Annotated in this window: 19 protein-coding genes; 10 read left to right on the top strand and 9 right to left on the bottom strand. The window is 72.5% G+C overall.

The window, feature by feature from the left end; genetic code table 11:
• Positions 1–73: 73 nt before the first annotated feature.
• A complete protein-coding gene (gene cysC / locus ACFWDO_RS08785) occupies positions 74–1,330 on the bottom strand; it encodes an adenylyl-sulfate kinase (RefSeq protein ID WP_380323027.1) in 1,257 nt (418 codons plus the stop codon).
• Positions 1,327–2,301: a sulfite exporter TauE/SafE family protein gene (locus tag ACFWDO_RS08790; RefSeq protein WP_380323030.1), complete on the bottom strand. Its 975-nt coding sequence runs from the start codon at positions 2,299–2,301 to the stop codon at positions 1,327–1,329. The genes cysC and ACFWDO_RS08790 overlap by 4 nt, the downstream gene beginning before the upstream one ends.
• Before the next feature lie 133 nt (positions 2,302–2,434).
• Between ACFWDO_RS08790 and ACFWDO_RS08795 the strand changes: the two genes are divergently transcribed.
• From ACFWDO_RS08795 to ACFWDO_RS08815, 5 genes are all read left to right on the top strand, one after another.
• Positions 2,435–3,298, top strand: coding sequence for a 3'(2'),5'-bisphosphate nucleotidase CysQ (locus ACFWDO_RS08795; RefSeq protein WP_380323033.1), 864 nt, complete (start codon positions 2,435–2,437; stop codon positions 3,296–3,298).
• Positions 3,295–4,197, top strand: coding sequence for a sulfate adenylyltransferase subunit CysD (gene cysD, locus ACFWDO_RS08800; RefSeq protein ID WP_380346900.1), 903 nt, complete (start codon positions 3,295–3,297; stop codon positions 4,195–4,197). The genes ACFWDO_RS08795 and cysD overlap by 4 nt, the downstream gene beginning before the upstream one ends.
• Positions 4,198–4,200: 3 nt before the next feature.
• Positions 4,201–5,520 carry a sulfate adenylyltransferase subunit CysN gene (cysN, locus tag ACFWDO_RS08805; protein WP_380323039.1) on the top strand — a complete coding sequence of 440 codons (1,320 nt, stop codon included), beginning with the start codon at positions 4,201–4,203 and terminating at the stop codon, positions 5,518–5,520.
• 102 nt (positions 5,521–5,622) lie between these two features.
• On the top strand, positions 5,623–9,117 hold the full coding sequence (locus ACFWDO_RS08810; protein ID WP_380323042.1) for a CDP-glycerol glycerophosphotransferase family protein: 3,495 nt from the start codon (positions 5,623–5,625) through the stop codon (positions 9,115–9,117).
• Between the two features lie 64 nt (positions 9,118–9,181).
• A complete protein-coding gene (locus tag ACFWDO_RS08815; protein WP_380323045.1) occupies positions 9,182–11,521 on the top strand; it encodes a LicD family protein in 2,340 nt (779 codons plus the stop codon).
• Between the two features lie 24 nt (positions 11,522–11,545).
• Here the strand turns inward: ACFWDO_RS08815 and ACFWDO_RS08820 are convergent, their stop codons facing one another.
• Positions 11,546–13,642 carry an acyltransferase family protein gene (locus ACFWDO_RS08820; RefSeq protein ID WP_380323048.1) on the bottom strand — a complete coding sequence of 699 codons (2,097 nt, stop codon included), beginning with the start codon at positions 13,640–13,642 and terminating at the stop codon, positions 11,546–11,548.
• A 175-nt stretch (positions 13,643–13,817) separates the two neighbouring features.
• Between ACFWDO_RS08820 and ACFWDO_RS08825 the strand changes: the two genes are divergently transcribed.
• Together ACFWDO_RS08825 and rfbB are read left to right on the top strand one after the other, a co-directional pair.
• The gene (locus ACFWDO_RS08825; protein WP_380323051.1) at positions 13,818–15,578 is read left to right on the top strand and encodes a glycosyltransferase family 61 protein; all 1,761 of its coding nucleotides are present in this window, start codon (positions 13,818–13,820) and stop codon (positions 15,576–15,578) included.
• Between the two features lie 120 nt (positions 15,579–15,698).
• Complete coding sequence (gene rfbB / locus ACFWDO_RS08830) at positions 15,699–16,694, top strand: dTDP-glucose 4,6-dehydratase (RefSeq protein ID WP_380346902.1); 996 nt, start codon at positions 15,699–15,701, stop codon at positions 16,692–16,694.
• An 81-nt stretch (positions 16,695–16,775) separates the two neighbouring features.
• Here rfbB and ACFWDO_RS08835 read toward each other — a convergent pair whose 3' ends face one another.
• Positions 16,776–17,393 (bottom strand): dTDP-4-dehydrorhamnose 3,5-epimerase family protein, encoded by a 618-nt coding sequence (locus ACFWDO_RS08835; RefSeq protein ID WP_380346904.1) that lies wholly within the window; start codon positions 17,391–17,393, stop codon positions 16,776–16,778.
• A 54-nt stretch (positions 17,394–17,447) separates the two neighbouring features.
• Here ACFWDO_RS08835 and rfbD point away from each other — a divergent pair, with 54 nt between their 5' ends.
• Positions 17,448–18,332, top strand: a complete 885-nt coding sequence (gene rfbD, locus ACFWDO_RS08840; protein ID WP_380324008.1) for a dTDP-4-dehydrorhamnose reductase — start codon at positions 17,448–17,450, stop codon at positions 18,330–18,332.
• A 10-nt stretch (positions 18,333–18,342) separates the two neighbouring features.
• Here the strand turns inward: rfbD and rfbA are convergent, their stop codons facing one another.
• The 3 genes from rfbA to ACFWDO_RS08855 form a co-directional block, all read right to left on the bottom strand.
• Complete coding sequence (gene rfbA, locus ACFWDO_RS08845; protein ID WP_380324011.1) at positions 18,343–19,206, bottom strand: glucose-1-phosphate thymidylyltransferase RfbA; 864 nt, start codon at positions 19,204–19,206, stop codon at positions 18,343–18,345.
• Positions 19,207–19,268: 62 nt separating this feature from the next.
• Positions 19,269–20,105 (bottom strand): class I SAM-dependent methyltransferase, encoded by an 837-nt coding sequence (locus ACFWDO_RS08850; RefSeq protein WP_380324014.1) that lies wholly within the window; start codon positions 20,103–20,105, stop codon positions 19,269–19,271.
• Between the two features lie 56 nt (positions 20,106–20,161).
• On the bottom strand, positions 20,162–21,373 hold the full coding sequence (locus ACFWDO_RS08855; RefSeq protein ID WP_380324017.1) for a CDP-glycerol glycerophosphotransferase family protein: 1,212 nt from the start codon (positions 21,371–21,373) through the stop codon (positions 20,162–20,164).
• A gap of 128 nt (positions 21,374–21,501) precedes the next feature.
• Between ACFWDO_RS08855 and ACFWDO_RS08860 the strand changes: the two genes are divergently transcribed.
• Positions 21,502–22,479, top strand: a complete 978-nt coding sequence (locus tag ACFWDO_RS08860; RefSeq protein WP_380324020.1) for a polysaccharide pyruvyl transferase family protein — start codon at positions 21,502–21,504, stop codon at positions 22,477–22,479.
• Between the two features lie 117 nt (positions 22,480–22,596).
• A complete protein-coding gene (locus ACFWDO_RS08865; RefSeq protein WP_380346906.1) occupies positions 22,597–24,096 on the top strand; it encodes a S8 family serine peptidase in 1,500 nt (499 codons plus the stop codon).
• Positions 24,097–24,171: 75 nt separating this feature from the next.
• On the opposite strand, the gene ACFWDO_RS08870 is transcribed toward ACFWDO_RS08865, so the two are convergent.
• On the bottom strand, positions 24,172–26,088 hold the full coding sequence (locus ACFWDO_RS08870; protein ID WP_380324866.1) for a gamma-glutamyltransferase family protein: 1,917 nt from the start codon (positions 26,086–26,088) through the stop codon (positions 24,172–24,174).
• A complete protein-coding gene (locus ACFWDO_RS08875; RefSeq protein ID WP_380324868.1) occupies positions 26,085–26,780 on the bottom strand; it encodes a YoaK family protein in 696 nt (231 codons plus the stop codon). Before ACFWDO_RS08875 ends, ACFWDO_RS08870 begins: the two co-directional genes overlap by 4 nt.
• Positions 26,781–26,898: the final 118 nt, after the last annotated feature.

Genomic DNA, 26,898 nt, shown 5'->3' on the forward strand with positions numbered 1-26,898 from the left:
GCCCTGTCTCGACTCGAGACAGGGCCACGAGCCCACCCACAACATTGCCCGGGGTGGCGCGGGCGCGCGGTGCTCAGCCCAGGCGGTCGGCGAGCGCGGCGCGGACCTGCGCGACGGCGTCGGCGACGTCGACCTGCGACGTGTCGATGACGAGGTCGGCGTCCGTGGGCTCCTCGTACGGCGAGGAGATCCCGGTGAACTCGGGGATCTCGCCGCGGCGGGCCTTGGCGTAGAGGCCCTTGCGGTCGCGGGCCTCGCACACCTCGAGCGGCGTGCTGACGTGCACCAGCAGGAACGTGCCGGCGGCCTCGGCCAGCTCGCGCACCCGCGCGCGGCCGGAGGCGAACGGCGCGATGGGGGCCGCCACGGCCACGCCGCCGTGCGACGACACGAGCGACGCGACGTAGCCGATGCGTTCCACGTTCAGCTCGCGCGAGGCCTTGTCGAAGCCGAGCCCCTTGGACAGGTGGTGGCGCACCTCGTCGCCGTCGAGCAGCGTGGTGTGCAGGCCCTCGTCGTCGAGCTCGGCCGCGAGGGCGCGGGCCACGGTCGACTTGCCGGAGCCGGACAGCCCCGTGAAGAAGACGACGGCGCCCCGGCGGCGCGCGGTCCGCGCTGCGCGGGCCAGCTCGCCGGCGGCGGGCTCGGCGTAGAGGGCGGCGACCTCGTCGGACCAGAGCGCGCCGAGCCGAGCGACCCGCTCTCCTTCGCTGACGGAGCGGTGGTCGGCCAGGACCTCGGCGCGCGCGGCGCCGTAACGCGCGGCGACGTCGGGCCAGCGCAGCGTGCCGGGGGCGGTCGCGGGCCAGGGGACGACGACGACCTCGGCGCGCCGCCCGGTCGCGCGCAGGCGCTCCGCCACGTCGCGCGCGACGCGGACCAGGCCGGGCGCGCCCACGTGCCCGGCCGCGGGGGAGCGGCGGGAGGCGGGCACGAGGACCAGGACGGCGTCGGTGTCAGCGGCCAGGGCGGGCAGCGCGTCGAGCTCGGAGCGTGTGGGGGGCTCGGCGACGACGATCGCGAGGGCGGCGTCCGCGCCGGGCCGGACGTCGTCCGCGGTGCGGCGCAGCGCCGGGTCCCAGTGCGGGCCGGCGGCGCGGGCGAAAGGCTTGACGGCGCGCGGCGCGGCCTCGTCGCCGACGACGGCGAGGGGGGTGTTCTCGGCGTCGGTGAGCGTCACGGGGCCGTCGGGAAGCCCCGCCGGCGGGGTCCAGGGCGCTCCGCCGCCGAGGGCGAGCTCGAGCAGGTCCAGCTCGTCGGGGGACAGGACGCGCGTCGCGGCGGGCAGGTCGTCGGGCTGGTCTGCGGTGAGGTCGGCGGGGGCGGTCATGGTGAGGGGGTGACGTCCTTCGGTGCGGGCTCGGGCTCGATGTCGGGGGCGGAGACGGTGCCGAGGGGCTTGGGCCGCGGCGGGAGCTTCTTGATCCGCTCGCGCACCACGATCCACAGCACGTTGCCGACGACGAGGGCGCCGACGGCCGCGGCGAGGACGACGCCGAGCGGGGCGCCGAGCAGCTTGAGGCCGGAGGCGAGCAGCAGGATGGCGAGCGCGCGGCGGATGATGCCGCCGGGCGCGCGGCTGGAGACGTGCGCGCCGAACCAGGCGCCGGGGATCGCGCCGATGAGCAGGGAGGTGGTGAGCCCCAGCTCGAAGTCCCCGTACAGGATATGGCCGAGCGACGCGGCGGCGACGAGCGGGACCGCCTGCACGAGGTCGGTGCCGACGAGCTGCGACGCCTTGAGCGCGGGGTAGAGCAGGAGCAGGACCACGATGATGATCGACCCGGCGCCCACCGACGTGAGGCCCACCATCAGCCCGGCGACGGCGCCGAGGATCAGGGTGGGGACCTTGCGCACGGCCACGTCGGGGCTGGTCGGCCGGGCCGGTCCCTCGCCGAGGGCGGTGCGGCGCTGGAGCATGCCGAGCACGGCGCGCACGACCAGGCCGGCGGAGGCGATGAGCAGGGCGACGCCGAGCACCTTCTTGAGGACCTCGTCGAAGCCGTCGCCGAACGGCAGGTACCGGATGAGGAGCGCACCGGAGAACGCCGCGGGTACCGACCCGATGCAGAGCCAGAGCACGAGCTGAAGGTTCACGGTGCGCCGGCGGAGGTGCACGATCGCGCCGGCGGGCTTCATGAAGAGGCTGGCGACGACGTCCGAGGACACGGCGGTGAGCGGGTCCACGCGGAACACGAAGATGAGCATCGGCGTCATGAGCGCGCCGCCGCCCATCCCGGTGAGGCCGACGACGAAGCCCACGACGAGGCCGCCGAGGACCAGCGGGAGTTCGACGCTCAAAAGGGCACCATTCCTATCGGATAAAACGAATTTCGCTGTCGCGAACGCTCACTCAGGACTCCATTCCCGGAATGGTAGCCTCGGCCGCGGCCCTGTCGGGCCGCCGTCCCAGAGCAGTCAGCCGAGGAGCCGCATGCCGCAGTCCAGCCCGTCCTACCCGGACCCGGCGCTGCCCGACGGCGAGCTCGCGGTCGTTCTCGCGCGCGGTGCGGGCGAGGTCCTGCTCGGTCTGCGGGCCGAGGTGGACGCCGCCGGGGGCGACTTCGTCGCCGCCGGGCTGAAGGACGCCGGCGACACCGCGAGCCAGGCCTGGCTCGCGGGGGCCCTCGCGCACGCCCGGCCCGACGACGCCGTCCTCTCGGAGGAGGCGAAGGACGTCGGGGCCCGCGCGACGGCGGACCGCGTCTGGATCATCGACCCGCTCGACGGCACGCGGGAGTTCGCCGAGCGGCACGCCGAGGGCGAGCTGTCCGGCGCCTGGCGCGACGACTTCGCGGTCCACGTGGCCCTGTGGGAGCGGGGCTCCGGCCTCACCGCCGGTGCCGTCGGCCTCCCCGCGCGGGACGCCGTCCTCAGCACCGTGGCCACGGGCGCCGACCTGTCCGACGCGGGCGCGGTGCTCGCCGGCACCCGCCCGCTGCGCCTCGCCGCGAGCCGCAGCCGCCCGCCGGAGTTCGTCCGCGACCTCGCCGCCCGCGGCGACGTCGAGCTCGTGCCGATGGGCTCGGCCGGCGTGAAGGTGGTGTCCGTCGTCGACGGCACCGTCGACGCGTACGTGCACGGCGGCGGCCAGTACGAGTGGGACTCCGCGGCCCCCGTCGCCGTCGCGCTCGCCGCCGGCCTGGACTGCACCCGCCTGGACGGCACCGCGCTCGAGTACAACCGCCAGGACCCCTGGCTCCCCGATCTCTTCGTCAGCCACCCGGCCGTCGCGTCGCGCCTGCGCGCGGCGCTGACCGCGGTCGGGGTCGACATCAAGGAAGGTGCCCAGTCGTGACGTCTCACGTCCTGAGCCAGCTCCGCAGCCTCGAAGCGGAGAGCATCCACATCATCCGCGAGGTGGTGGCCGAGATGCAGCGCCCCTGTCTGCTCTTCTCGGGCGGCAAGGACTCCATCGTCATGCTGCACCTCGCCGCCAAGGCCTTCGCGCCTGCGCGGATCCCGTTCCCGATCATGCACGTGGACACGGGCCTGAACTTCCCGTCCGTGCTGGCCACGCGCGACCGGTGGGTCGAGCGGCTCGGCATCCAGCTGGTCGTGGCGTCCGTGCAGGACGCCATCGACCGTGGGCTGGTGCAGGAGGAGCCCAACGGCTCCCGCAACCGCATCCAGACCCCGGTGCTGCTGGAGGCCGCGGAGAAGAACGGCTTCGACGCTCTGTTCGGCGGCGGCCGCCGCGACGAGGAGAAGGCGCGCGCCAAGGAGCGCGTGTTCTCCTTCCGCGACGACTTCGGCCAGTGGGACCCCAAGAACCAGCGGCCCGAGATCTGGGACCTGTACAACGGGCGCGTCCACCAGGGCGAGTCGATCCGCGTGTTCCCGCTGTCCAACTGGACCGAGCTGGACATCTGGGCCTACATCGAGGCCGAGGAGATCGACCTGCCCGACCTGTACTTCGCCGCCGAGCGCGAGGTCGTGGACCGGGGCGGCATGCTCTTCGCCGTCAACGAGTTCACGCCGCTCAAGGACGGCGAGACCTCCGAGGTGCGCTCGGTGCGCTACCGGACGGTGGGGGACGCGAACCTCACCGCCGCCGTCGCGTCGACCGCGTCGACCCGCGCGGAGATCGTCGAGGAGGTCGCCGCCGTGCGCCTCACCGAGCGCGGCGCCACCCGTGGCGACGACAAGGTGAGCGAGGCCGCGATGGAGGACCGCAAGCGAGAGGGCTACTTCTAAGCCATGAGCACCGAGACCCAGACCCCGTCCGCCGCCTCCCAGCAGGCGGTCGACACGTCGGCCGACCTGCTGCGCTTCGCCACGGCGGGCTCCGTCGACGACGGCAAGAGCACCCTCATCGGGCGGCTGCTGTTCGACTCGAAGACGATCTTCGAGGACCAGCTCGAGTCGGTCGAGCAGGTGAGCAAGGACCGCGGGAACGACTACACGGACCTCGCTCTGCTCACCGACGGCCTGCGTGCCGAGCGCGAGCAGGGCATCACGATCGACGTGGCGTACCGCTACTTCGCGACGCCGAAGCGCAAGTTCATCATCGCGGACACCCCCGGCCACATCCAGTACACGCGGAACATGGTCACCGGGGCGTCGACGGCCGACGTCGCGCTCATCCTCGTGGACGCGCGCAAGGGCGTCATCGAGCAGAGCCGCCGGCACACGTTCCTCGCGACCCTCCTGGGCGTGCCGCACATCGTGGTGTGCGTCAACAAGATGGACCTCGTCGACTACTCCGAGGAGGTCTTCGAGAACATCCGCCGGGACTTCACGGACTTCGCCTCGCGCCTCAACGTGCCCGACCTGACGTTCGTCCCGATCTCCGCCCTCGTGGGCGACAACGTGGTGAACCGCAGCGAGAACACGCCGTGGTTCGACGGCCGGCCGCTGCTCAGCCACCTCGAGACCCTGCACGTGGCCAGCGACCGCAACCTCCAGGACGTGCGCTTCCCGGTGCAGTACGTGATCCGGCCGCAGTCGCACGACGCCCGCGACTACCGCGGGTACGCCGGCACCGTCGCGAGCGGCGTGCTCAAGCCGGGCGATGCCGTGCGCGTGCTGCCCTCCGGGCTGGAGACCACCATCGAGGCGATCGACACCGCCGACGGCCCCGTCACCGAGGCGTTCCCGCCGATGTCGGTCACCGTGCGGCTCGCCGACGAGATCGACATCTCGCGCGGCGACATGATCTGCCGCCCGAACAACAGCCCCGCCGCGCTGCAGGACCTCGACGCCATGGTCTGCTGGATGGACGAGTCCGCGCCGCTGGTGCCGGGCAAGAAGTACGCCATCAAGCACACCACCCGCTGGGCGCGCGCGATGGTCAAGGACGTCAAGTACCGCGTGGACGTCAACACGCTGCACCGCGACGAGGACGCGACCGAGATCCGGCTCAACGAGATCGGCCGCATCCAGCTGCGCGTCACGCAGCCCCTGTTCGTCGACTCCTACCGCCAGAACCGCCGCACCGGCGCGTTCATCCTGGTGGACGAGGCCACGAACAAGACCGTCGCGGCGGGGATGATCGGCGCCCTGCCGCACTCCTCCTGACCGACCGCCTCCCGGCCGCACACCTCCTGACCGCACACCTCCGGACCGCGGGAGGGCCCCCGACCGTCACGGACGCCCCGTCCGTCGCCTGATCGCGAGTTGATGACCACCGTGCTTTCGAACCTCCTGCGGTCCACGTACCGTCGTCTGCCGGCCTCCTGGCGCGCGCGCGTGACGGAGCTGCGCCGGCCGGGCCGCCGGACGCTCGTGTCCGTCGTCGTGCCGGTGTACAACGTCGAGCGGTACGTGGGGGAGTGCCTGGAGTCGATCCTCGCGCAGACGCACCGGCGCCTCGAGGTCGTCGTGGTCGACGACGGCTCGCCCGACGACTCGATCTCGGTGGTGCGGGCGATCGCCGCGCGCGACCGCCGCGTGCGGATCGTGCAGCAGGAGAACGGCGGCCTCGGCGCCGCGCGCAACACGGGCGTGCGGCACGCGCGCGGCGAGATGCTCTGCTTCGTCGACTCGGACGACACGGTGCCGCCGAACGCGATCGAGGTCATGCTCACGTCGCTGACGCGCAGCGGCTCCGACTTCGCGGTCGGCTCGCTGCTGCGGGACACCTCGGGCGGCCGGCACATGCCCGCATGGGCCCGCAAGCTCCACGACCGGACGCGCACCGGCGTGACCATCGTCGAGGAGCCCGACGCGCTCAAGAACGTCTTCGCGTGGACGAAGCTCTTCCGGGCCGAGTACTTCCGCCGGGTCGTCGTCGGCTTCCCGGACGGCCTCTACGAGGACCAGGTGCCCTCGGCGAAGGCCTACCTGCACGGTCGGTTCGACATCGTCGAGGACGTGGTCTGCTACTGGCGGATCCGGGACGACGAGTCGTCCATCACGCAGCAGAAGTCGACGATGAAGGACCTCACCGGCCGCTGGCGGATGCTCGACGAGCTGCACGAGGTGATGCGCGACGCGCCCGTCGCCGTGCGCCAGGCGTGGGAGGCGAAGGTCATCGGCTTCGACATGCGCCTCTACTACGAGCAGGTGCCGCGCACTGGCGACGAGTACTGGGACTTCCTCCGCACGGAGGTCCAGGGCTTCCTCGACATGGCGGGGTACGAGCGCCTGCGCGAGGTGCCGGTCTACGACCGGCTGCCCGCCGCGGCGGCGTACCACGGCCTGCGCGACGACGTGGCCGAGCTCGTGGCCCGGCGGGAGTCGATGACGTGGAAGGTGCACGGCATCGCACGGGACGGGCACGTCACCCTCGGACCGGACTTCCTCGAGGGGCTGGAGCTGGAGCCGGACGGGGTGCTCGACGACCTCGACCCGGACGCCGAGATCGTGGGCCGCGTGGCCGACGTCGTGCTGGGCGACGGGTCGCTCACCGTGGAGGGGAGCGCGTACCTCGCGTACGTGGACCTCGCGGGGACGTCGAGCGAGATCACGCTGGACGCGGTCGCCGAGGACGGCGGGCGCGTGCCGGGCACGGTCGAGCGCTTCACCGACGAGACCATCGACATGCGCGCGGTGGACCCGTGGAACGACCACGCCGCGTCCGGCTTCCGGGCGCGGTTCGACCTCGCCGAGCTGGTCTCGCCGCCGTACCGCCTCGAGGTCGGGGTGCGCGTGGAGGGCGTCGAGCGGGTCGCGCCGCTTCCAGTGCCGGACCCCCGGACGAGTGGGCGGCTCCCCGTCTTCGGCCCGCTGGACGCCGCCGGCCGCTGGTTCGTCGACGCACCGGCGGGGACGGACGCCCTCGAGCTGCGCCGGACGACCCCCGCCCGGGTCCCGGTCGAGGACCTCCGGGTGTCGGGCCGCCGCGTCGAGCTGGTCCTGCCGGGGGCGTCGCCGGAGATCCGCAGCTGCGCCGCCCGGGCCGGGACGTGGACCGTGCCCGGCGTGCGGCGGCACGAGGACGGCCGTGACGTCGTCGCGTTCACGCTCCCCGAGGCGCTGCCCACGGAGGGGCTGCGGACCTGGGTGTTCGCCGCCCGGCCCGCCGGGGGCGGCCGCGAGGTCCGGTTCTCGTGGGTCGCGCCGAGCAGCACCCTGGAGCCGGTCGCCGGCACCAGCGTGCTGCCCGCCGCCACCCGGTTCGGCAACGTGATCGCGCAGACCGGCCCCGTCCTCGGCGAGATCGAGGAGCTGAGCCTCGGCCGCGACGGCCTGCGGGTCCGTGGGTGGGCGTTCGTGTCCAAGGAGCTGCCCCGCGAGCAGCTGACGCTCGCGCTGTGGCACGAGGTCGCGGCGGGCAGCGAGGTCCGCCTCGACCTCGACGCCGACGGCGCGTTCGACGTCGTGCTCCCGATCACCGACGCCGTCGGCAGCACGCTGTCGAAGTCCGTGAGCTTCGTCATGGTCCTGTCGGTGGGCGACGTCGTGATGCGCCCGCGCGCGGCGGCGCGCCTCCTGCGGTCCCTGCAGCTCGAGCTCACGGACGGGGTCGTGTCGGCGTCGGTCTCGGCGACCCCGAAGATCGGGTCGGTGAGCGTGCGCCTGCGCACCGCGCTCGACGACGGCGAGCGGAGCCGCCGGGCGCAGCACCTCCTGTACCTGCGGTACCGCCGCGCCGAGCAGGAGCCGCTGGACGCGGTGCTGCTCGAGTCGTTCGGCGGCCGGACGGTCGGCGACTCACCCCTCGCGCTGAGCCGCGAGCTGCACCGCCGGCGGGACGCCCGGCCGCAGTACTGGTCCGTCGCGTGCCTGTCGACTCCGGTGCCGGAGTGGGCCACCCCGGTGCTGCGCTACTCGACGGCCTGGTACGACCTGCTGGAGCGCGCCACGCTGCTGGTCAACAACAACAACTGGCCGTGGTACTTCCGCAAGCTGCCGCACCAGACCTACCTGCAGACGTGGCACGGGACGCCGCTCAAGCGCATCGGCAACGACGTGCCGGGGGCGAACCTCACCCTCACCTACCGCCGGCTCATGGTCCGCGAGGCGCAGAGCTGGGACTTCCTGCTCGCGCAGAACGCGTACTCGGCCGAGATCTTCCCGGGGGCGTTCGGCTACGACGGCAGGATCGTCACCGAGGGCTACCCGCGCAACGACTCCCTGGTCGACGACACCGCGGCGGCCACGCGCGCCGCGGTCCGTGAGCGGTTCGGCCTCGACGACGACGTGCGGGTGCTCCTGTACGCGCCGACGTGGCGGGACAACATCAAGGAGGGCGCCCGGTACGGCCGGGTCGCGTTCCTCGACTTCGACGAGCTGCGCCGCGCGGCCGGGCCGCGCACCGTGGTGCTCTACCGGGGGCACTCGAACACGGCCGGCTCGTCGAGCGACCTGCCGGACGGCGTCATCGACGTGACGCACCACCCCGACGTCAACGAGCTCATGCTCGCGTCGGACGCCCTGGTGACGGACTACTCGTCGATCATGTTCGACTACGGGGTCCTGCGGCGGCCGATCTACCTCCTGGTGCCGGACCTGGAGCTGTACGGGTCGAAGACGCGGGGGTTCTACCGCGACCTCGTCGACGTGGCGCCCGGCCCGCTCTGCGCGGACACGGGCGAGCTGGTGGCTGCGCTGGGCGCCGACCACTGGTCCGCGTGGGGCGCCGCGCACGATAGGTTCGTCGCTGAGTTCGCACCGCGCGACGACGGCGCCGCGTCGGCCCGCGTGCTCGACGCGACTGGCCTGAGCCACTGACCGACCCCCAGCACCGGAGCACATCATGTCGATCTATCGTTCTGCCCGGTCCAGGCTCGGTCAGGTGGTGCGGAGGGCCGGCGAAGGACGCCGACGTCCGGACGCCGTCGAGGCGCTGCGCGCGTTGCGACTGCTCGACGACTACGAGGTGGCGGACGACCTCGTCCTGGTGGACGGCAAGGTGCCGGTCAACCACTTCACGTTCCGCTCCAGCTTTGGCGACGCCCTGTCGCCGTGGCTCGTCGGGCGGCTCACCGGCCGCGCGACGATGGTGGCGGACCGGTCTCGGCCGCACTACGGCGTCATCGGCTCGGTGATCAACCAGGGCACCGACGAGACGATCTTCTGGGGTACGGGCGTCTACGGGACCGAGGACGTGACGGAGGTGCCCGCCGCCGCGGCGTACACCGCCGTCCGCGGCCCGCTGACCCGGGCCAAGCTGTCGGCGGCCAAGGGGTTCGGCATCCCCGTCCCGGCCGTGTACGGCGATCCGGCGCTGCTCCTCCCGCTGGTGCACGCCCCTGAGGTGCCGGTGACGCACGACGTCGGTGTGGTCGTCAGCTGGAACGAGCGGCGCTGGGCCGAGGCGACCTACGGCCCGGGCGTCCTGCTCATCGACGCCGGGCGCGTCGACGTCGAGGCCGTGCTCCGCGACATCCTGTCCTGCCGGCGCATCGTGTCGTCGGTGCTGCACGGGCTCGTGGTCGCCGACGCCTACGGCATCCCGAGCGCGTGGCTGGAGTCCGACGCCCCCCGTGGGGGCGCGTTCCCGTTCTACGACTACTTCGGGGCCGTCCAGAAGCTCCGGGCCCCGCACCGGTTCGACCTCGCGGCCCAGCCGGTGACCCGCGAGCTGCTCGACGAGACCTTCACGTTCGCGGACGACCCGATCCGGTTCGACCACCGGGCGCTCCTCGACGCGAGCCCGCTCCTGCATCGGAGGGGCGCGCCGCGTCGACACACCGAGCGCCTGCCCCGGCGGGAGCCGAGCACGCTGGCGAGCCAGGGCGGCACCCGCGTGCTCCTGCCGTCGCTGGGGTACTTCGGCGGCATCGGGGCGAACTACCTGCCGGTCCGGTTCGCGGCTCCGGTGGAGGAGGTGCGCTTCTCGCTCCCCCGGGAGGGGCAGCACCAGCTCGACCTGCGCGGCCTGGAGCTCTTCCGCCGTGGGAAGCGCGTGGAGGTCGACCTGTCGACGGCGACGGTGACGCAGAGCTCCGACGTGACCAAGGACGACCGGTCCCCGTTCGGCCTCGGCGGCATCCGGACCGCGCGCGAGACCGGCCCGTGGTGGACCGTGCGTTTCGACCCGCCCGTCGACGCCGACGAGGTGCGCGTCTACAACCGCCTCGACGGGTACGGCATCCGCACGCGGGCGCTGAGCGTCGCGGTCGGCCGCGGAGCCGACGGCCCCGACGTCGTCGTCACGGTGGACTCCGACCGGGTGGTCCGCCACACGCTCGACGTCCTGTCCCGGATCGGCGGGGCGCCGGTGGACGAGGCGGTCCTCGCCTCGGCGGAGGCCGCCGGCGCGGCACGCGCGGACGTCCTCGCGCGGCTCGCCGAGCGGGCCCGTACGGGGCTGCTGACGGCGGACCCGGCGGAGCAGCGGCTGCTGGCGCAGCTGCTGCCGACGGAGCGCCCGGACGACGACGTCGAGCTCTCCGACGACGAGTGGGCGCTGCTCGGCCACCTGCTGGCGGCGGAGCGGCACCGGGCACCGGGGACCGCCACGTCCATGCGGGCCTTCCAGTTCGTCCTGCGCTCGAAGGCCGACCTCCACCGGCTCGGCGACGAGGTCAACCGGGCGGGCGAGGTCCTGGGCGCGCCGCGGGCGGTGCTCACGCGGCACGGGATCGTCGACGTGGGCGGGCTGCGGGAGCGGTCGGACGACTACATCGCGACCATCGAGCACGCGTCCGCGGTCCTCGAGTCGTGCGGGTACCCGACGATGCTCGCCTACGGGACGCTGCTGGGCGCCGTGCGCGAGGGGGACTTCCTGGCGCACGACGACGACGTCGACCTCATGGTGCCCCTCGACGCGCCCGGCCGGGCGGAGGGCGAGCCCCTGCTCGCCGAGCTCCGCGAGCGGCTGCAGGGGAAGGGCTGGAGGGTGTCGCGCCCGAACACCTACACGAACTTCCACCTGCACGACCCGGAGACCAAGCTCCACGTGGACGTGTTCCCGCTGTTCGTCGGCGGCGCGTCGACGGCGCTGCACATGGAGAAGATGCAGCTCCGCACGATCGACACCGACATCGTCCTGCCGCCGCGGACGTTCTCGTTCAAGGGCCACGACCTGCTCGTGCCGGCGCGGCCCGAGGCGTTCCTCGAGGAGCGGTACGGCGCCGGCTGGTCGGTGGCCGACCCGTTCTACGACTGGCCTTGGACGCTGCGCGACTGACGCGGCGCGGTGGGCGCGCGGCCGTCAGGACAGCGCGCCCACCTTCCGCAGCTCGCGGAGCACGTACGGCGCCATCGTCTTGGTGTACGTGGTGGTGAGGTGGCTGTTGTCCCGGTAGACGTTGACGCCCCCGATCACGGACGGGCACGTCGTGTCGTCGCAGTAGAAGTCCGTCAGGTCGACGTACTTCGCGCCGCGGACCTCCTGCGCGGAGGCCTTGAACGTGTTGGGGAACGGGAAGGCCTTCGCCCGCGTCGTGTCGCAGCTGTCGGGCTCGATCACGTCGAGCTGCTCGAGGCACTTCGAAGGACCCGTGCGGTGCCAGGGGTTGTCCCCGAGCGCCACGATCGGCACGTCCTTCTCCGCGACCGGCCGCCACGCCGCCACCATCTGGTCACGCTGCTGGTCGGCGTCGCCGGAGAGCATCTTGAGGTAGCCGGTCGTGACGATCAGGTCGATGTCCTCGGCGTGGTCCACGAGCCAGGGAGCGAGCTGGTCCTTCCACGTCTCGCACGTCGCGGAGCGCTGCGGGTCGTCGTAGTTGATCGTCCCCGTGGTCCACGCGCAGGTGGCCTTGAGCTGCGGGGTCAGGCTGATCGTGCCCTTCTCCGCGAGCGCGATGAACGCGGGCAGCATGGCGCGGGCGTGCGAGTCGCCGATGAGGACGACGTGCGGGACGTCGGGGTCGTCCACGGGCCCGAACGAGCACTCCTTGAGGCGGTCCTCGTTGCCCTCGACCCAGCAGTCGGGGTAGTCGGCGTAGTCGCCGCCGACGGCCTCGGGGGCGGGGACGAGCATGCCGTCCAGGTCGGGGTTGTCGCAGGGCTTCTCCGGGTCCATGGATCCGGCGCCGAAGCACGGCGGCATGTCGGCGACGAGCCGGGCCGCGAGCTCCTCTTGCTGCTGCGTGCGGTGGTCGGCGACGGCCAGGCCGGCACCGGCCACGAGGGCGAGGACGGCGGCGACGGCGGCGGTGAGCCCGAGGGCGCGCCCGGTGCCCTGCAGCCCCCAGCGGCGGGTGAACCGGAAGGTGTCCTCCACGTACCGCTTGGACAGCATGGACAGCATCAGCACCGCCACGAGCAGGGCGACCCGCTCGAGGAGGCCGGGCGTGTGCCCGAGGACGTACGGCAGGATCACGATCGCCGGCCAGTGCCACAGGTACAGGGAGTACGAGATCTCCCCGGTGTACTGCACGGGGCGCCAGCGCATGAGCGGGGTCGGGCTGAGGGGGCCGGACGGCGTCCCGGCCCAGATGACGGCGAGGGTGGCGACCACGGGCAGCAGGGCCGCGGTCCCGGGGAACGGCGTCTTCGCGTCGTAGAACAGTCCGCACGCCGCGATCGCGGCGAGCCCGGCCCAGCTGACGAGCACACGCCACCGGGCGCCGAGCAGGGCTGGCGCCGACCGCGCGAGGACGACGGCGAGGAGGGCGCCGGCCCCGAACTGCCAGGCACGCGTCGTGGTGACGAAGTACGCGGAGGCGGGGTTGGTCGTGGTGAGCCACAGCGAGTAGCCGAAGGACGCGAGGGTGGCGACGGCCAGGACGGCGCCCGTCACGCGGCGGCGCGAGCGGCCGGCGCGCGCCGCGAGGAGCGCGGCGACCAGCACGAGCACCGGCCAGACCAGGTAGAACTGCTCCTCGGCCGAGAGGGACCAGTAGTGCTGGACCGGCGAGGGGGCGTTCTCGGCGGCGAGGTAGTCCACCGAGTCCGCGGCGAGCACCCAGTTCTCCACGTAGAGGGTGGCGCCGATGGCCTCGCGGAACCACTGGTGCCACTGCGTCATGGGCACGACCAGCAGCGTCACCACGACGGACACCGCGATCACCATGTAGGCCGCGGGCAGCAGGCGCCGCGCGCGGCGCGCCCAGAACCTCCCGAGGGCGACGGTGCCGGTGGACTCGACCTCCCGCAGGAGGTGGCCGGTGATGAGGAAGCCCGAGATCACGAAGAAGACGTCCACGCCCACGTACCCGCCCGGCAGGCGACCCGGCCAGAAGTGGAACAGCACCACGAGGAGCACCGCGAGCGCGCGGAGCGCCTGGATCTCGTACCGCAGGACCTTCGCGGGGGGCCGGGGCGCGGTGGTGCGCTCGGGCGCGTCGAGGGTCTGGCTCACGACGCGGACGCCGGGACGGGGTGCGGGCGGAGAGCGGTCAGTGCCACGGGAGAACCTTCGATGGGGTACAGAACCAACGGGACATGGTAGCGGTGATCCTGCCGTGTCCTTCGACCTACGCGTGCGATCGCCAAGTCGGTCATAATCGCTGCGATCACGACAGGTGGAGGTACGAGTGGATGACGACCGGGGCGAGCACCGTTCGCGTCGAGGGGTGCTGGCTGCTGCTGCGGCCAAGGCGGACCTCCGACGATCGGCAGCGGCGGCCAGACGTCGAGTTCGGCTCGGCCGCGGAAGCGGTGGGGCCGAGCGCCGCAGGGTCTTTGTCGTTGCTGATGATGGTCCCCCCGACGTGCTGCGTGCCGTCATCGACCGGTACCGGGACGACGAGCTCTTCGTGGTCGCGCCGAAGCCCTACGACGAGTGGTGGTTGGACGGCACGCGCCAGCGGTACCTGACCCTGGCGAAGGAATCGAACGTCCATTGGTTCCTCAAGCTGCACGGTCCCGTCGACCGCATCGTCGACACCCGGGTCAGGTGGCCCAAGGAGCACGAGGCGTCGCTCCGCAAGCTGCTCTTCCATCTGGCGCCCGACGGCGAGTACGTCATTCCGCGATCGGGGTTCAGGGCCTACGGGGCCGGCAACCCGCTGGAGAAGCGGCTGGTGAAGTTTGCTCGCGCGCTCTCCGTGGGTGAGCCCGACGACGACTTCCCGGAACTGTCCCGTGCGGTCGCAGAGGTGCGCCTGGACCGTGAGGAGATCGTGGTGCGCAAGAACGGGCGCCACTACCTCAAGCTCACAGATCACTGGGCGAACCGGATGATCACGACACGGAACGACCAGACCACGACGGTTCGTGAGCTGACGAAGCTGCGCGAGCAGCGATTCGATTCCGCCACGACGGTGACGTCGCACGGGGCTTCGGCTCCGTTGGCAGGGCTGGAGACCACGGTCGAGGTCCCCCCGATGCACCTGCGCCACTACACAGGCCGGATCGGGCTCGTGAGCAACGCGCTGACGTTCTCCGCCAACGAGATCCTCCCCGACTCCTTCCGCCACCACCTGTCCAACCGGCACAATCCCCGACTCATCCAGGTGGACAAGGACTTCGCGCGGATCCCGCAGCACGTCCAGCCCACCGAGACGCTCCCGGGCTCGTACTACATGCTCGACTCGGAGAACTCCGGTCACTACGGGCACCTCATGACGGAGGTCATCTCACGACTCTGGGGCTGGGACCGGGCGAAGGCACAGGACCCGGACCTCAAGGCGATCATCCGGCTCAGGTTTGCGGCCGAACGGGAGCCCGACCTCGAACGGTCGATCCTCAGGGCGTACGGCATCGCCGAGGAAGACCTCGTCACGATCGATCACCCGGTGTACCTCGAGTCGATGTACGGGGCGACGCCGATGTTCCACAATGCCCGGCCCTACTACGTGCACCCGGAGATCCGGGCGGTGTGGGGACGCATTCGAGACGGATTGATCACGGAGCAGGGTGCGACGTGGGATCGCGTCTTCGTCTCGCGAAAGGACTCGCTCGGGAACCGGCGCTGCCTCAATCGCGTCGACGTGGAGGAGTTTTTCGCCGCAGCAGGGTTCGAGGTGATCTACCCCGAGGACTACTCGCTCGGTCGGCAGGCGGAGATCTTCGCGAACGCCCGAGTCGTGGCAGGGTTCGGCGGGTCAGCGATGTTCAACGCGGTCTTCTCCGAGCAGCTCGAGCACATGATCGTGCTGACGCAGGAGGCGTACACCGCCCGCAACGAGGTGCTGATCGCGCTGCCTCTCGGGATCGACATGCACTACTTCTGGAACACGCCGACGACCGCGCACCCGCCGGGCGGCTGGTCCGAGGCGGCCTACAAGTCTGACTGGTCGTTCGACTTTTCTCGCCACAGCGGTGAGCTCGAGGCGTTGTTGCGCTCGTTCTGAGTTCGACGCCTCGCTCTGGCGGGAGCGGGACGATGTGGCGGATTGCCCCCGAGGGGAATCCGACGTCCTTCTCGTCTCCAGGCGTTCCTTGTCCGTCCGAATTGTTCTGAGGGGTCATTCATGCGTGTTCTCGTGACGGGCGGTGCCGGGTTCATCGGGGCGAACTTCGTGCAGCAGACGGTGCGTGAGCGGCCGGAGGCCGTGGTGACGGTGCTGGACGCGTTGACGTATGCCGGGGACCGGTCGTCGCTGGACCCGGTCGCGGACCGGATCAGGTTCGTGCAGGGGTCGGTCACGGACGCCGACCTGGTCGACGGCCTGGTGGCGGACGCGGACGTGGTGGTGCACTTCGCGGCGGAGTCGCACAACGACAACTCGCTGACGGATCCGTCGCCGTTCGTGCAGACGAACGTGGTGGGCACGTTCACGCTGCTGGAGGCGGTGCGCCGTCACGGGGTGCGGTATCACCACATCTCGACGGACGAGGTGTACGGGGACCTGGCGCTGGACGACCCGGCGAAGTTCACGCCCTCGACGCCGTACAACCCGTCGAGCCCGTACTCGGCGTCGAAGGCGGGCTCGGACCTGCTGGTGCGCGCGTGGGTGCGCTCGTTCGGCGTCGAGGCGACGATCTCGAACTGTTCGAACAACTACGGCCCGAACCAGCACGTGGAGAAGTTCATCCCGCGGCAGGTCACCAACCTCATCGACGGGGTGCGTCCTCGTGTATACGGGGCGGGGGCGAACGTGCGCGACTGGATCCACGTGGCCGACCACAACGCCGCGGTGTGGGCGATCGTCGACCGCGGCCGCATCGGGGAGACCTACCTGATCGGCGCGGACGGGGAGACGTCCAACCTGCAGGTCGTGCGGACCCTGAACGAGCTGTTCGGGCGCGACGCGGACGACTTCGACCACGTGACCGACCGGGCGGGGCACGACCTGCGGTACGCCATCGACGCCACGAAGCTGCGCACCGAGCTCGGCTGGACCCCGCGGTTCACCGACTTCCGCTCGGGCCTGGCCGCGACCGTCGAGTGGTACCGCGAGCACGAGGAATGGTGGCGGCCGGCGAAGGCCGCCGTCGAGGCGAAGTACGCCCGGACCGGCCAGTAGCGAGAGCCAGGGTTGACGACAGGGCTCCGGCACCGCGCGCAGCGGTTCCGGAGCCCTTCGTCGTGCTCGCTCGACCTGGCGTCAGTCGCGCAGGGTCGCGAGGTGGTCCTGGACGGCCTGGTGGGTGGGTAGCAGGCCTTGGGCCTTGGCCTGGGTGAGGGTGGGGGCGGTGGTGTCCTTGTCGGACAGCTGCGGTGTGAGGGGGGTGCCGTCGGGGGCGGTGGTGGGCCAGGCGATGCCGATGTCGGGGTCCAGGGGGTGGATGCCGTGCTCGTGGGCGGGGTTGTAGCCGGTGGAGCACAGGTACAGGACGGTGGAACCGTCCTGGAGGGACATGAAGGCGTGGCCGAGGCCTTCGCCGAGGTAGATGGCGCGGCGGTGGACGTCGTCGAGGAGGACGGAGTCCCAGTGTCCGAAGGTGGGGGAGCCTTCGCGGAGGTCGACGACGACGTCGAGGACGGCGCCGGTGGCGCAGGTGACGTACTTGGCTTGGCCGGGCGGGACGTCGGCGAAGTGGATGCCGCGCAGGACGCCGGCGGCGGAGACGGAGGCGTTGGCCTGTTGCAGGTCGAGGGGGTGGCCGAGGGTGTCGGTGAAGGGGCCGGCTTTGAACCATTCGAGGAAGACGCCGCGGGGGTCGCCGTGCTGGGTGGGGGTGATCTCGTAGGCGCCGGGCACGGCCAGCTCGCGGAACTGCACGGGTGCTCCTCCAGGGGTGGGCAGCGGTCGGTGAGGGGGCCGTAGGATCCTACGGTGACCGAGACGACGACCACGCCGCCTGCCGTTCCTGCTCGTCGCCGTTGGCTGGTCGTCGGCGCGGCGGGGATGCTCGGGACCGATCTGCTGGCCCGCCTTCGAGTCGTCGGCGGGGACGTCGTCGGACTGGGCCGGGCCGAGCTGGACGTCACGGACGCGGCCGCGGTGGCGGCCGCCGTGCGTGACGTGGACGTGGTGGTGAACTGCGCGGCGTGGACGGCGGTGGACGACGCGGAGGCGCGGGAGGCGGACGCGTTCGGGGTGAACGCGGTCGGCGCGGCGCACCTGGCGAGGGCGGCGCACGCGGCGGGGGCGCGGCTGGTGCAGGTGTCCACGGACTACGTGTTCGACGGTGCGGCCACCCAGCCGTACGCGGAGGATGCCCCGATGAGGCCGGTGTCGGCGTACGGGCGGACCAAGGCGGCGGGGGAGTGGGCGGTGCGGGCGGAGGCGCCCGACCATCTGATCGTGCGGACGGCGTGGTTGTACGGGGCGTACGGGGCCTGCTTCCCGAGGACGATGGCGCGCCTGGGTGCGGAGAAGGATCGGTTGGCGGTGGTGGACGACCAGGTGGGTCAGCCGACGTGGACGCGTGACCTGGCCGATCTGATCGTCCGTCTGGTGGAGGCGGGAGCGCCGGCGGGGACGTATCACGGCACGGCGTCGGGGCAGACGTCGTGGTTCGGGTTCACGGGCCGGATCCTGGCGTCGGCGGGGCTGAGCACGCCGTTGGAGCCCACGACGTCGGCTGCGTTCGTGCGTCCCGCTCCTCGGCCGGCCTGGTCGGTGCTCGGTCACGACGCCCTGCGGGCCGTCGGGGTCGAGCCGATCGGCGACTGGGCCGCGCGGTGGGACGCCGCCGCGGCCGACGTTCTCGCCTGAGCCTGCCGGGCTACTCCTCCAGCAGGCCCAGCAGGTAGGTGCCGTACCCGGACTTGGTCAGCTTCTCGGCACGCTCGCGCAGCTCGTCGTCCGTCAGGAACCCGCGACGCCACGCGACCTCCTCGGGCGCGCCCACCTTGAGCCCCTGGCGGCTCTCGATCGTGCGGACGAAGTCGGACGCCTCCAGGAGCGAGTCGAACGTGCCCGTGTCGAGCCAGGCCGTGCCGCGCGGGAGCACCTCCACCCGCAGGTCGCCGCGGTCGAGGTAGGCACGGTTGACGTCGGTGATCTCGTACTCGCCGCGCGCCGACGGCTGCAGGTTCTTGGCGATCTCGACGACGTCGTTGTCGTAGAAGTAAAGGCCCGGCACGGCATAGTTCGACTTCGGCTGCGCCGGCTTCTCCTCGAGGGAGACCGCACGCATGTCGGCGTCGAACTCGACCACGCCGTACGCCGTCGGGTCCGCGACCCGGTAGGCGAAGACGGCGCCACCATCGACGGACGTGAACTTCTGCAGCTGGTCGCCCAGCCCCTGCCCGTAGAAGATGTTGTCGCCCAGCACCAGGGCCGCAGCGTCCGACCCGATGAACTCCTCGCCCAGCACGAATGCCTGCGCCAGCCCGTTCGGCTCCTGCTGCACCGCGTAGGAGATCGAGATCCCGAACTGCGACCCGTCGCCCAGCAGTCGCCGAAACTGCTCGGCATCGTGCGGCGTCGTGATCACCAGCACGTCCCGGATGCCCGCGAGCATCAGCGTCGAGAGCGGGTAGAAGATCATCGGCTTGTCGTAGACCGGCACGAGCTGCTTGCTCACCCCGAGGGTGATCGGGTGCAGCCGGGTGCCGCTGCCACCAGCCAGGATGATTCCGCGCATGCGGTAAGGCTACCGAGTCGTCGGTACCTGGACTTTCGGCACCAGCACGCCCGGCCCGGGGCTCAAGCCGTCGGCCTGGCCCGGCCTAGCTGAGACTGTGCCCACTCCCGGGCGGCGCGCCGCCGCCGTCGGTACGCGGCCGGCTCCCCGAGCGCCTGCCGGATCTCGGCCAGGCCCCGCTCGCGCCGCCGCCACGGCCGGTCGCCGCGGTGCAGCAGCCCCCACACGGGGCGGCCGAGCAGCCGCTGCGCGTCCCACGCGCCCGTCCGGTCGAGGACGTCCTGCGGTACCGGCTGCGGGTCGTCCTGGGTGTAGTCGGCGACGATCCGGTCGTAGCCGTCGGACAGCACGGTGCTCGTCGGGTCGAGGCCGAGCACCACGACGGTCCCGGTGGGGGCGGTGTCCACGGGGAGCACGGTGAGGTCGGGCCGCAGGTCGCGCAGCACGTCCGCGACCCGGAACACGTCGCCCGTCCAGGCGCTGGTGTGACGGTCACGGGCCGCCTCGTCGACGTCGCGCGGCAGCATGTCGTCGAGCACGACGACGCTGGACCACCGGCAGTGCTTCTCCACATTGATGAAGTCGCGCAGGGCGTACTCGAACAGGTGCATGCCGTCGATGAAGGCGAGCTCCACCGGCCCGCCGAGCCACTTCTTCGGGTCGGTCGTGGCGAAGTACTCGTCGCTGGTGGTGCGCGCGAGCCGGACGCGGGCGCCGAGCTCCTTGGTGACCGAGTAGGCCGGGTCGATCGCGACGCTGGGCACCGACGAGAGCTGGAGGCTCGACCCGTTGGCGACTCCGATCTCCAGGTACGTGCGGGGTCGCAGCCGCCGGTGCAGCCCGGTGAGCAGCTCGTGCCTGGTGGTGCGGGTCCGAGGGCGCCGTGCGTGAGGTGACATGCCTCACATCATGACGACGACCTCGGCCCGGGGGAAGGGTGCCCCGCGGCCGCGTCTCAGTCCCGCAGGGCGGCGCGGCGCGCGAGGATCTGGTCGCTCGCGTCCACGAACCGCTGCAGCGAGGCGCCCGGGGTGACGTCCCCGAAGTACCGCTCGACGATCTGCTGGTAGCGGTGGTGGTCGCCACCGTCCGCGACGGCGTCGATCGCGGCGAGCACGTTCCCGGCGTCCTCGGCGCGGAACGTGCGCAGCAGGCCGGCGATGCCCTCCCGGTCCACCTCGGTGGCCGGGTCGGCGGGCTCGGTGAGCAGCAGCGGCTTGCCGGTCGCGAGCCAGTCGAAGGCCACGGCGGAGATGTCGGCGACGCACACGTCGGCGGCCTTGAGGTGCCAGCCGAACGCCGAGTCGGTGTCCACGACGTGCCCGGCCGCGGGGTCGGCGCGGTTCGCCGCCTCGAGCTTGGCCACGACCGCGCGGTGCAGCTCCTTGTACCGAGGGGCGAAGGCGCCCGTCCGCGGGTGCGGCCGGTAGATCACGCGGTGCGTCCCCGTGGCGAGGAGGGCGTCGAGCATCGGGCCGGCGTGCGACGCCAGCGACGAGTAGCGCATCGACGGACGGTCACCCTCCCAGGTGGGTGCGTACAGCACCACCGTCCGGCCGTCGTCGGGCAGGGCCGGCCCCTCGTAGTCGACGTCGACCTGCGGCCGGCCGACGCGCACCAGGCGCGTGTCGCGGTCGTAGTCCACGAGCCGCCGGCCGATGCGCTCGTACGCGGCCTGCCCGGCGATGTACGTGTAGTCGTAGGCCTTGAGCTGGTTCGAGGCCATGTAGTCCTTGTCGGACTCGCCGTGGCTGATGAAGATGTGCGCCGGGTCGCGGAAACGCAGCATGCGGAAGTTCGTCATGTTCTGGTTGACGTAGAACACGATGCCCACCGACTGCCGCGCCATCCAGTCCTCGGTCTCCGCGACGGTCGGCTGGAGCACGACGGGCAGCGGGCACTCCCGGGTGAGCGCGACCGCCGTCAGCACGTCGCGCGTCAGCACGACGACGGGGTGCTTCTCCGCGAGCCGGCGCATGGGCTCGTACCACTGCCGCACCTGGTACAGGTTGACCGGCGGGTCGGCGAAGAAGATCACCACCTCGAACTTCTGGTCCGCGGTGTGGTGCACCGCCTCGTGGCGGCTCCACTCGATCCGTGCCTGCCGCCGGTCGAGCGTCGAGCGCACCAGGCCGGACATCGTCTTGAGATCGCGGAGCAGGGGCACAGGCGGAGACCTTCGTGGAGGGGACGGGCGCAGCCATCCTAACGGCGGAGGTCGACCGCCCCGGAGCCTCCGTTTATCCGTGTAGTCTGATCGGAATAGTGAAGAAAGCCAACCCATGGAGCACCCCTATGCCGACCTTCCCCTCCGTCCGGGCCCGCCTCGACCGAGCGGCCCGGACCAGCCTCGGCCGCCGGGTCCCGGACACGTTCGGCACACGGCGCTCGCGCCACCTGCTGGACGACTACGAGGTGGCGGACCTCATCGAGGTGGACGGCAAGGTGCCGCTCAACTACTTCACGTACCGCCCGAACTTCGGCGACCTGCTCTCGCCGTGGCTCGTAAAGAAGATGACGGGCAAGAAGGTCGTGGTCGCGGACCGCAAGGAGCCGCACTACGTGGTGATCGGCTCGATCATCAACCAGGCGACGGCGCACTCCGTCGTGTGGGGCAGCGGCACGTACGGAACGGAGGGCAAGAACGAGGTGTCGCCCGACGCGCAGTACACCGCGGTCCGCGGTCCGCTGACGCGGGCGAAGCTCGGCGCGTCCAAGGGGTTCGGCATCGACGTGCCGGAGGTCTACGGCGACCCGGCCCTGCTGCTCCCGCTGTACTACATGCCGAAGGTGCCGGTCACGCACGAGTACGGCGTCGTGGTGCGGTGGAGCGAGCGCCGCTGGGCGAAGGCGACGTTCGGGCCCGGCGTGAAGCTGATCGACTTCGCGCGGAGCGACGTCGAGGCCGTGGTGCGGGAGCTGCTCGCGTGCCGGCGGATCGTCACGTCGTCCCTGCACGGGCTCATCGTCGCCGACGCCTACGGCATCCCCAGCGCGTGGCTGGCGTCGGGCTCGCCGCGCGGCGGCGTCTACAAGTTCTACGACTACTTCGCCTCGGTGGAGAAGTTCCGCAACCCGCAGTCCTTCGACCTCACGGGCGGGCCCGTCACCGCGGAGCGGCTCCGCGACTCCCTGTCGTTCGACGGCGACCCGATCGAGTACGACTACCGGCCCCTGCTCGACGCGTCGCCCTTCCTGCGACGCCGGGAGTCCGCCGCGTCCCTGGCGTCCGGGGCGGGCACCGGGCTGCTGGCCGGGGCCGCCCGCCCGTAGCGTCCGGCCCTGACCTGCGACGACGGCGGTCACCGCACGCACGCGGCGTTCCCGTCCTACTGTCACCCCTGACGGCCGCAACGACGCGGCCGTGCCCAACGAAGGGGAGACATGACCATGCGCACCACGAGTCGCGCGCGTCTGGCCGCCGTCGGAGCCGCCGCAGCCCTCCTGATCGCCGGTGCCGGCAACGTCGCCGTCGCCGTCGACACACCGGACGAACCACCGTCCACCCCGGTGCCGGTCGCCACGCCGGACGGGCAGACGTTCTCGTACGTCGTCAACGCCAAGCACGCCAACCCCGGCCAGACCATGCTCGCCGAGCGCGCGGTGCGCGACGCGGGCGGCGTCGTCGTGCAGTCCTGGCCCGAGATCGGTGTGGTCGTCGCGCACGCGGCCCGCGCCGACTTCCGTGCCGACGTCGTGCGGCTCGCGCGCGGCCACGCGGTCGAGTCCGTGGGCTTGACGCGCACGGTCCCCGTCTCGGAGGCGACGCCGTCCGCCGTCGCGGACGTGCCGGGCGCGAAGGGCGGCCCCCGCGAGGCCACGGTGACCAAGGAGCCGGGGGCGGACGTCTCCGACGGCACGGCGGTCACGGCCGCCGACCCGGGCGAGGCCACCCAGTGGGACATGGCGATGATCAAGGCCGACCAGGCGATCGCCGTGAACCCGGGGTCGAAGGACGTGCTGGTGGGCGTGCTCGACTCCGGCATCGACGCCAGCCACCCCGACCTCGCCTCACAGGTCGACGCCGCGGCGTCGGTGAACTGCACGGCGGCCGGCCGCCCTGACACGTCGCCCACGGGCTGGCTGCCCACGACGTCCGACCACGGCACCCACGTGGCCGGCACCATCGCGGCCGCGGACAACGGTGTCGGCGTCGTGGGCGTCGCCCCCGGGGTCCGGCTGGCGTCGGTGAAGGTCGTCAACGACGACGGCTTCATCTACCCCGAGTACGCCGTCTGCGGCTTCGTCTGGGCAGGCCTGCACGGGGTGGACGTCACCAACAACTCGTACTACATCGACCCGTTCGAGTACTGGTGCGACGACCAGCCCGACCAGGCGGCGGTGAAGCAGGCCGTGCGCCGCGCGATCGACTTCTCCACCGACCACGGCGCCGTGCACGCGGCGGCGGCCGGCAACTCGGCCGCCGACCTGGCGACCAACACCCGGGACACGGCCAGCCCCAACGACTCGACGGCCGTGGACCGCACCATCAACTCGGGCTGCGAGGACCTCCCGACGGAGGCGGACGGCGTCGTCACGGTGTCGTCCGTGACGCGCACGGGCGCGTTGAGCTCGTTCTCGAACCGCGGCCTCGGCAAGATCGACGTCGCGGCCCCGGGCAGCTCGATCCTGTCGACGGTGCCCGGCGGCTGGGGCCTCAAGAGCGGCACGTCGATGGCGTCGCCGCACGTGGCGGGCGTGCTCGCGCTCATGAAGTCCGCGCACCCCGGCTGGACGCCCGCGATGCTGGAGCAGGCCGTGCGCGACCAGGCGGACGACCGTCCGTGCGGGACGACGGGCGCCGGTCCGGTGTGCGTCGGCACCCCGGAGGAGAACAGCTTCTTCGGGGACGGCATCGCCGACGCCCTCGACGCGGTGACGCTCGGCTGACTCCGGCGGGCCGCGACGACGCAGGAGCCCCGGCCTCGCGCGAGGCCGGGGCTCCTGTCGTGCGACGGGCGCGGGCTACCGGCCCGCGGCGTACCCCTGCGCGCCGCGGGGATTGGCGGCGGCGCCGACGACGCCGGTGGCGGGGTCGCGCGTGACGGCGCTGAGCCGCCCGAGCGCCCAGTCGCCGGCAAGGGTGAGGACGTGGCCGCGCTCGGCCAGCCCGGCCAGGACGTCGGGGCCCAGCCGGTCCTCGGCGACGGCACCGCCGGGAGTCCAGGTGCGGGGCCAGAACGAGCCCGGCGCGGACGTCGTGTGCAGGGCGGGGGCGTCGATCGCCTCCTGCGGCGTGTAGCCGCCCACCAGCACGCGCAGCAGGAACGCCAGCTGCCACTGGTCCTGCTGGTCGCCGCCCGGGGACCCGCACGCGAGCACGGGCTTGCCGTCGCGCAGCACGAGCGTGGGCGTCAGGGTGGTGCGCGGGCGGCGGCCGGGCTCGAGCCGGGACGGCGACGACTCGTCGAGCCACGTCATCTGCAGGCGGGTGCCGAGGGCGAAGCCGAGGCCGGGCACGGTGGGGGAGGACTGCAGCCAGCCGCCCGACGGCGTCGCGCTGATCATGTTGCCCCAGCGGTCCACGACGTCCAGGTGACAGGTGTCGCCGCGCGTCGCGCCCGTGGCGTCGGTCTCCAGGCCGTCGCCGTCCAGCGGGGCGGCGGGGACGACGGCGGTGGGAACGACGACGGTGGGTTCGCCGATGCCCGCCGCGGCGCCGCCGGTGGGCGCCCCGGGCAGCGCGGCGGCGGGCACGTCGGTGGCGTACTCGGTCCGCAGCGGCGGGAGGGCGGGCGCGGGCCGCCCGGGCACGCGGCCGGGCCGCACGTCGTGGGAGGCGCGCTCGCCGATCAGGGCGCGGCGGGCGGCGGCGTACTCCTGCGACAGCAGCGTGTCGAGCGGCACGTCGTCGTCCCCGTCCGCAGCGTCCCCGTACCAGGCGTCCCGGTCGGCGAGGGCGAGCTTGAGCGCCTCGAGCACCGTGTGCGCGCCGAGCTCGGTGGACGGGTCGAGGCGGTCGTCGTCGAGCCCGTCGAGGATCCGCAGCGCCTCCAGCAGGGCGGGGCCCTGGCCCCACGCGGCGGTCTTGGCCACCGTGTACCCGCGGAAGCCGATGGTCGTCGCGTCCTCGTACGACGCCTCGAACGCGGCGACGTCGGCCGCCGTGAGCACGCCCGCGTGGTCGCGGCCGTCCGCGTGCCGGTGCGGCGTGCGCACGAACTCCTCGACCGCCTCGCCCACCACGTCGCGCCAGGCGGTGCGGGCAGCGTCGACGGCGGCGGCCCGGTCGGCGCCCGAGGACATGGCCTCGGCCTCCGCCGCACCGAGGCGCTCGAGCACGGCGGCGAGCTCGGGGTTGGTCACCAGCTCGCCCGGGTGCGGGGCCCGGCCGCCGGGCAGCCAGCGCTCCGCGGAGGTGGGCCAGTGGTCGCGGAACAGGGCGGACACGCCCTCGACCGTGCGGCAGACCGCCGCGAGCACCGGGTGGCCGTCGCGCGCGTAGCCGAGGGCGGGGGCGAGGGCGTCCGCGACGGTCCACGTGCCGTGGTCGCGCAGGAGCAGCAGCCAGGCCTCGACCGCGCCCGGGACGGCGGCGGCCAGCGCGCCCGACCCGGGCACCAGGTCCAGGCCCTCGACGTCGCGGTAGTGCGCGATCGTCGCGCCCGCCGGCGCCGGGCCCTGCCCGACGAGGACCCGCGGGCGCCCCGGCTCGGACGCCGTCGCGAGGATCGCCGTCATGTCCCCGCCGGGGCCGTTGAGGTGCGGCTCGACGACGTGCAGCACGAACGCGCCCGCCACCGCCGCGTCGAACGCGTTGCCGCCGCGCTCGAGGACGGACTGCGCGCTCGCGCTCGCCAGCCAGTGCGTGGAGGCGACCATCCCGAACGTGCCGCGCAGGTCCGGACGGGTCGGGTGGGGCGGCGGGGGCGTGAACGTCATGCTTCGGCTTCCTCCGTGGTGTGTCCGAGGGCTGCGACGAGGAGCGTGAGCACGGCGCTCACGGCCACGCCCCACGCCAGGTGGGCCTGCAGCAGCAGCGCGCCGACGGCGGCCCCCGCGCAGATGAGGACGATCGCGGCGATGCGCCGCCCCGAGTGCTTGCCGTGGCCGCCCGCGAGCCGGGAGTCGGCGGCCAGACCGGTGATGGTCGAGGTGACGACGACGGTCGTGATGTCCTTGACCGACAGGTGCCGGGCCGTCGCGGCCTGGGTGCCCATCGCGAGGGCCAGCAGCACCGTGACGACGAGCTGCACGGTGCGCGGCAGGTCGGCCTCCGCCACGGCGAGGAGCACCGTGATCGCGGCGAGGACGAGGCCGACCGCCGTGATCAGGCCGGTGGTGCGCGGCGTCCAGCCCACCTGCACGGGGCGCAGCACGACGCCCGCCAGCGCGGCCCCGGCCATGAACGTGCCGAGCGCGAGCAGCGGCCCCGCGACGGGCAGGTCGTCCCCGCCGGCCAGCGCCATCCCGAGGATGACGACGTTGCCCGTCATGTTCCCGGTGAACACCCGGTCCAGGCCGAGGTAGCCGACCGCGTCGGCGATGCCGGTCGAGAACGTCAGGGCGAGCATGAGCACCAGGTGCAGGCGGTCGCGGTCGCCGGTGATCCGGCGCAGGGTGGAGCGGGGCACCCGGCCACCGTACCGACCACCGCCGAGGTAGTTCAGATCTCGCCGAGGTAGTACGAAACTCGCCGAGGTAGTTCCTCTTGAGGAACTACCTCGGCGGGTTCGGAACTACCTCGGCGAG

The sequence above is a fragment of the Isoptericola sp. NPDC060185 genome (assembly GCF_042728595.1).
Lineage (GTDB): Bacteria > Actinomycetota > Actinomycetes > Actinomycetales > Cellulomonadaceae > Isoptericola.

What these genes read in the sequence shown, in the direction of transcription:
- cysC (WP_380323027.1), bottom strand. Translation starts at nt 1,330, where the DNA reads ATGACCGCCCCCGCCGACCTCACCGCAGACCAGCCCGACGACCTGCCC.
- ACFWDO_RS08810 (WP_380323042.1), top strand. Translation starts at nt 5,623, where the DNA reads ATGACCACCGTGCTTTCGAACCTCCTGCGGTCCACGTACCGTCGTCTG.
- ACFWDO_RS08850 (WP_380324014.1), bottom strand. Translation starts at nt 20,105, where the DNA reads ATGTCACCTCACGCACGGCGCCCTCGGACCCGCACCACCAGGCACGAG.
- ACFWDO_RS08795 (WP_380323033.1), top strand. Translation starts at nt 2,435, where the DNA reads ATGCCGCAGTCCAGCCCGTCCTACCCGGACCCGGCGCTGCCCGACGGC.
- ACFWDO_RS08870 (WP_380324866.1), bottom strand. Translation starts at nt 26,088, where the DNA reads ATGACGTTCACGCCCCCGCCGCCCCACCCGACCCGTCCGGACCTGCGC.
- rfbA (WP_380324011.1), bottom strand. Translation starts at nt 19,206, where the DNA reads ATGCGCGGAATCATCCTGGCTGGTGGCAGCGGCACCCGGCTGCACCCG.
- ACFWDO_RS08860 (WP_380324020.1), top strand. Translation starts at nt 21,502, where the DNA reads ATGCCGACCTTCCCCTCCGTCCGGGCCCGCCTCGACCGAGCGGCCCGG.
- ACFWDO_RS08865 (WP_380346906.1), top strand. Translation starts at nt 22,597, where the DNA reads ATGCGCACCACGAGTCGCGCGCGTCTGGCCGCCGTCGGAGCCGCCGCA.
- rfbB (WP_380346902.1), top strand. Translation starts at nt 15,699, where the DNA reads ATGCGTGTTCTCGTGACGGGCGGTGCCGGGTTCATCGGGGCGAACTTC.
- cysN (WP_380323039.1), top strand. Translation starts at nt 4,201, where the DNA reads ATGAGCACCGAGACCCAGACCCCGTCCGCCGCCTCCCAGCAGGCGGTC.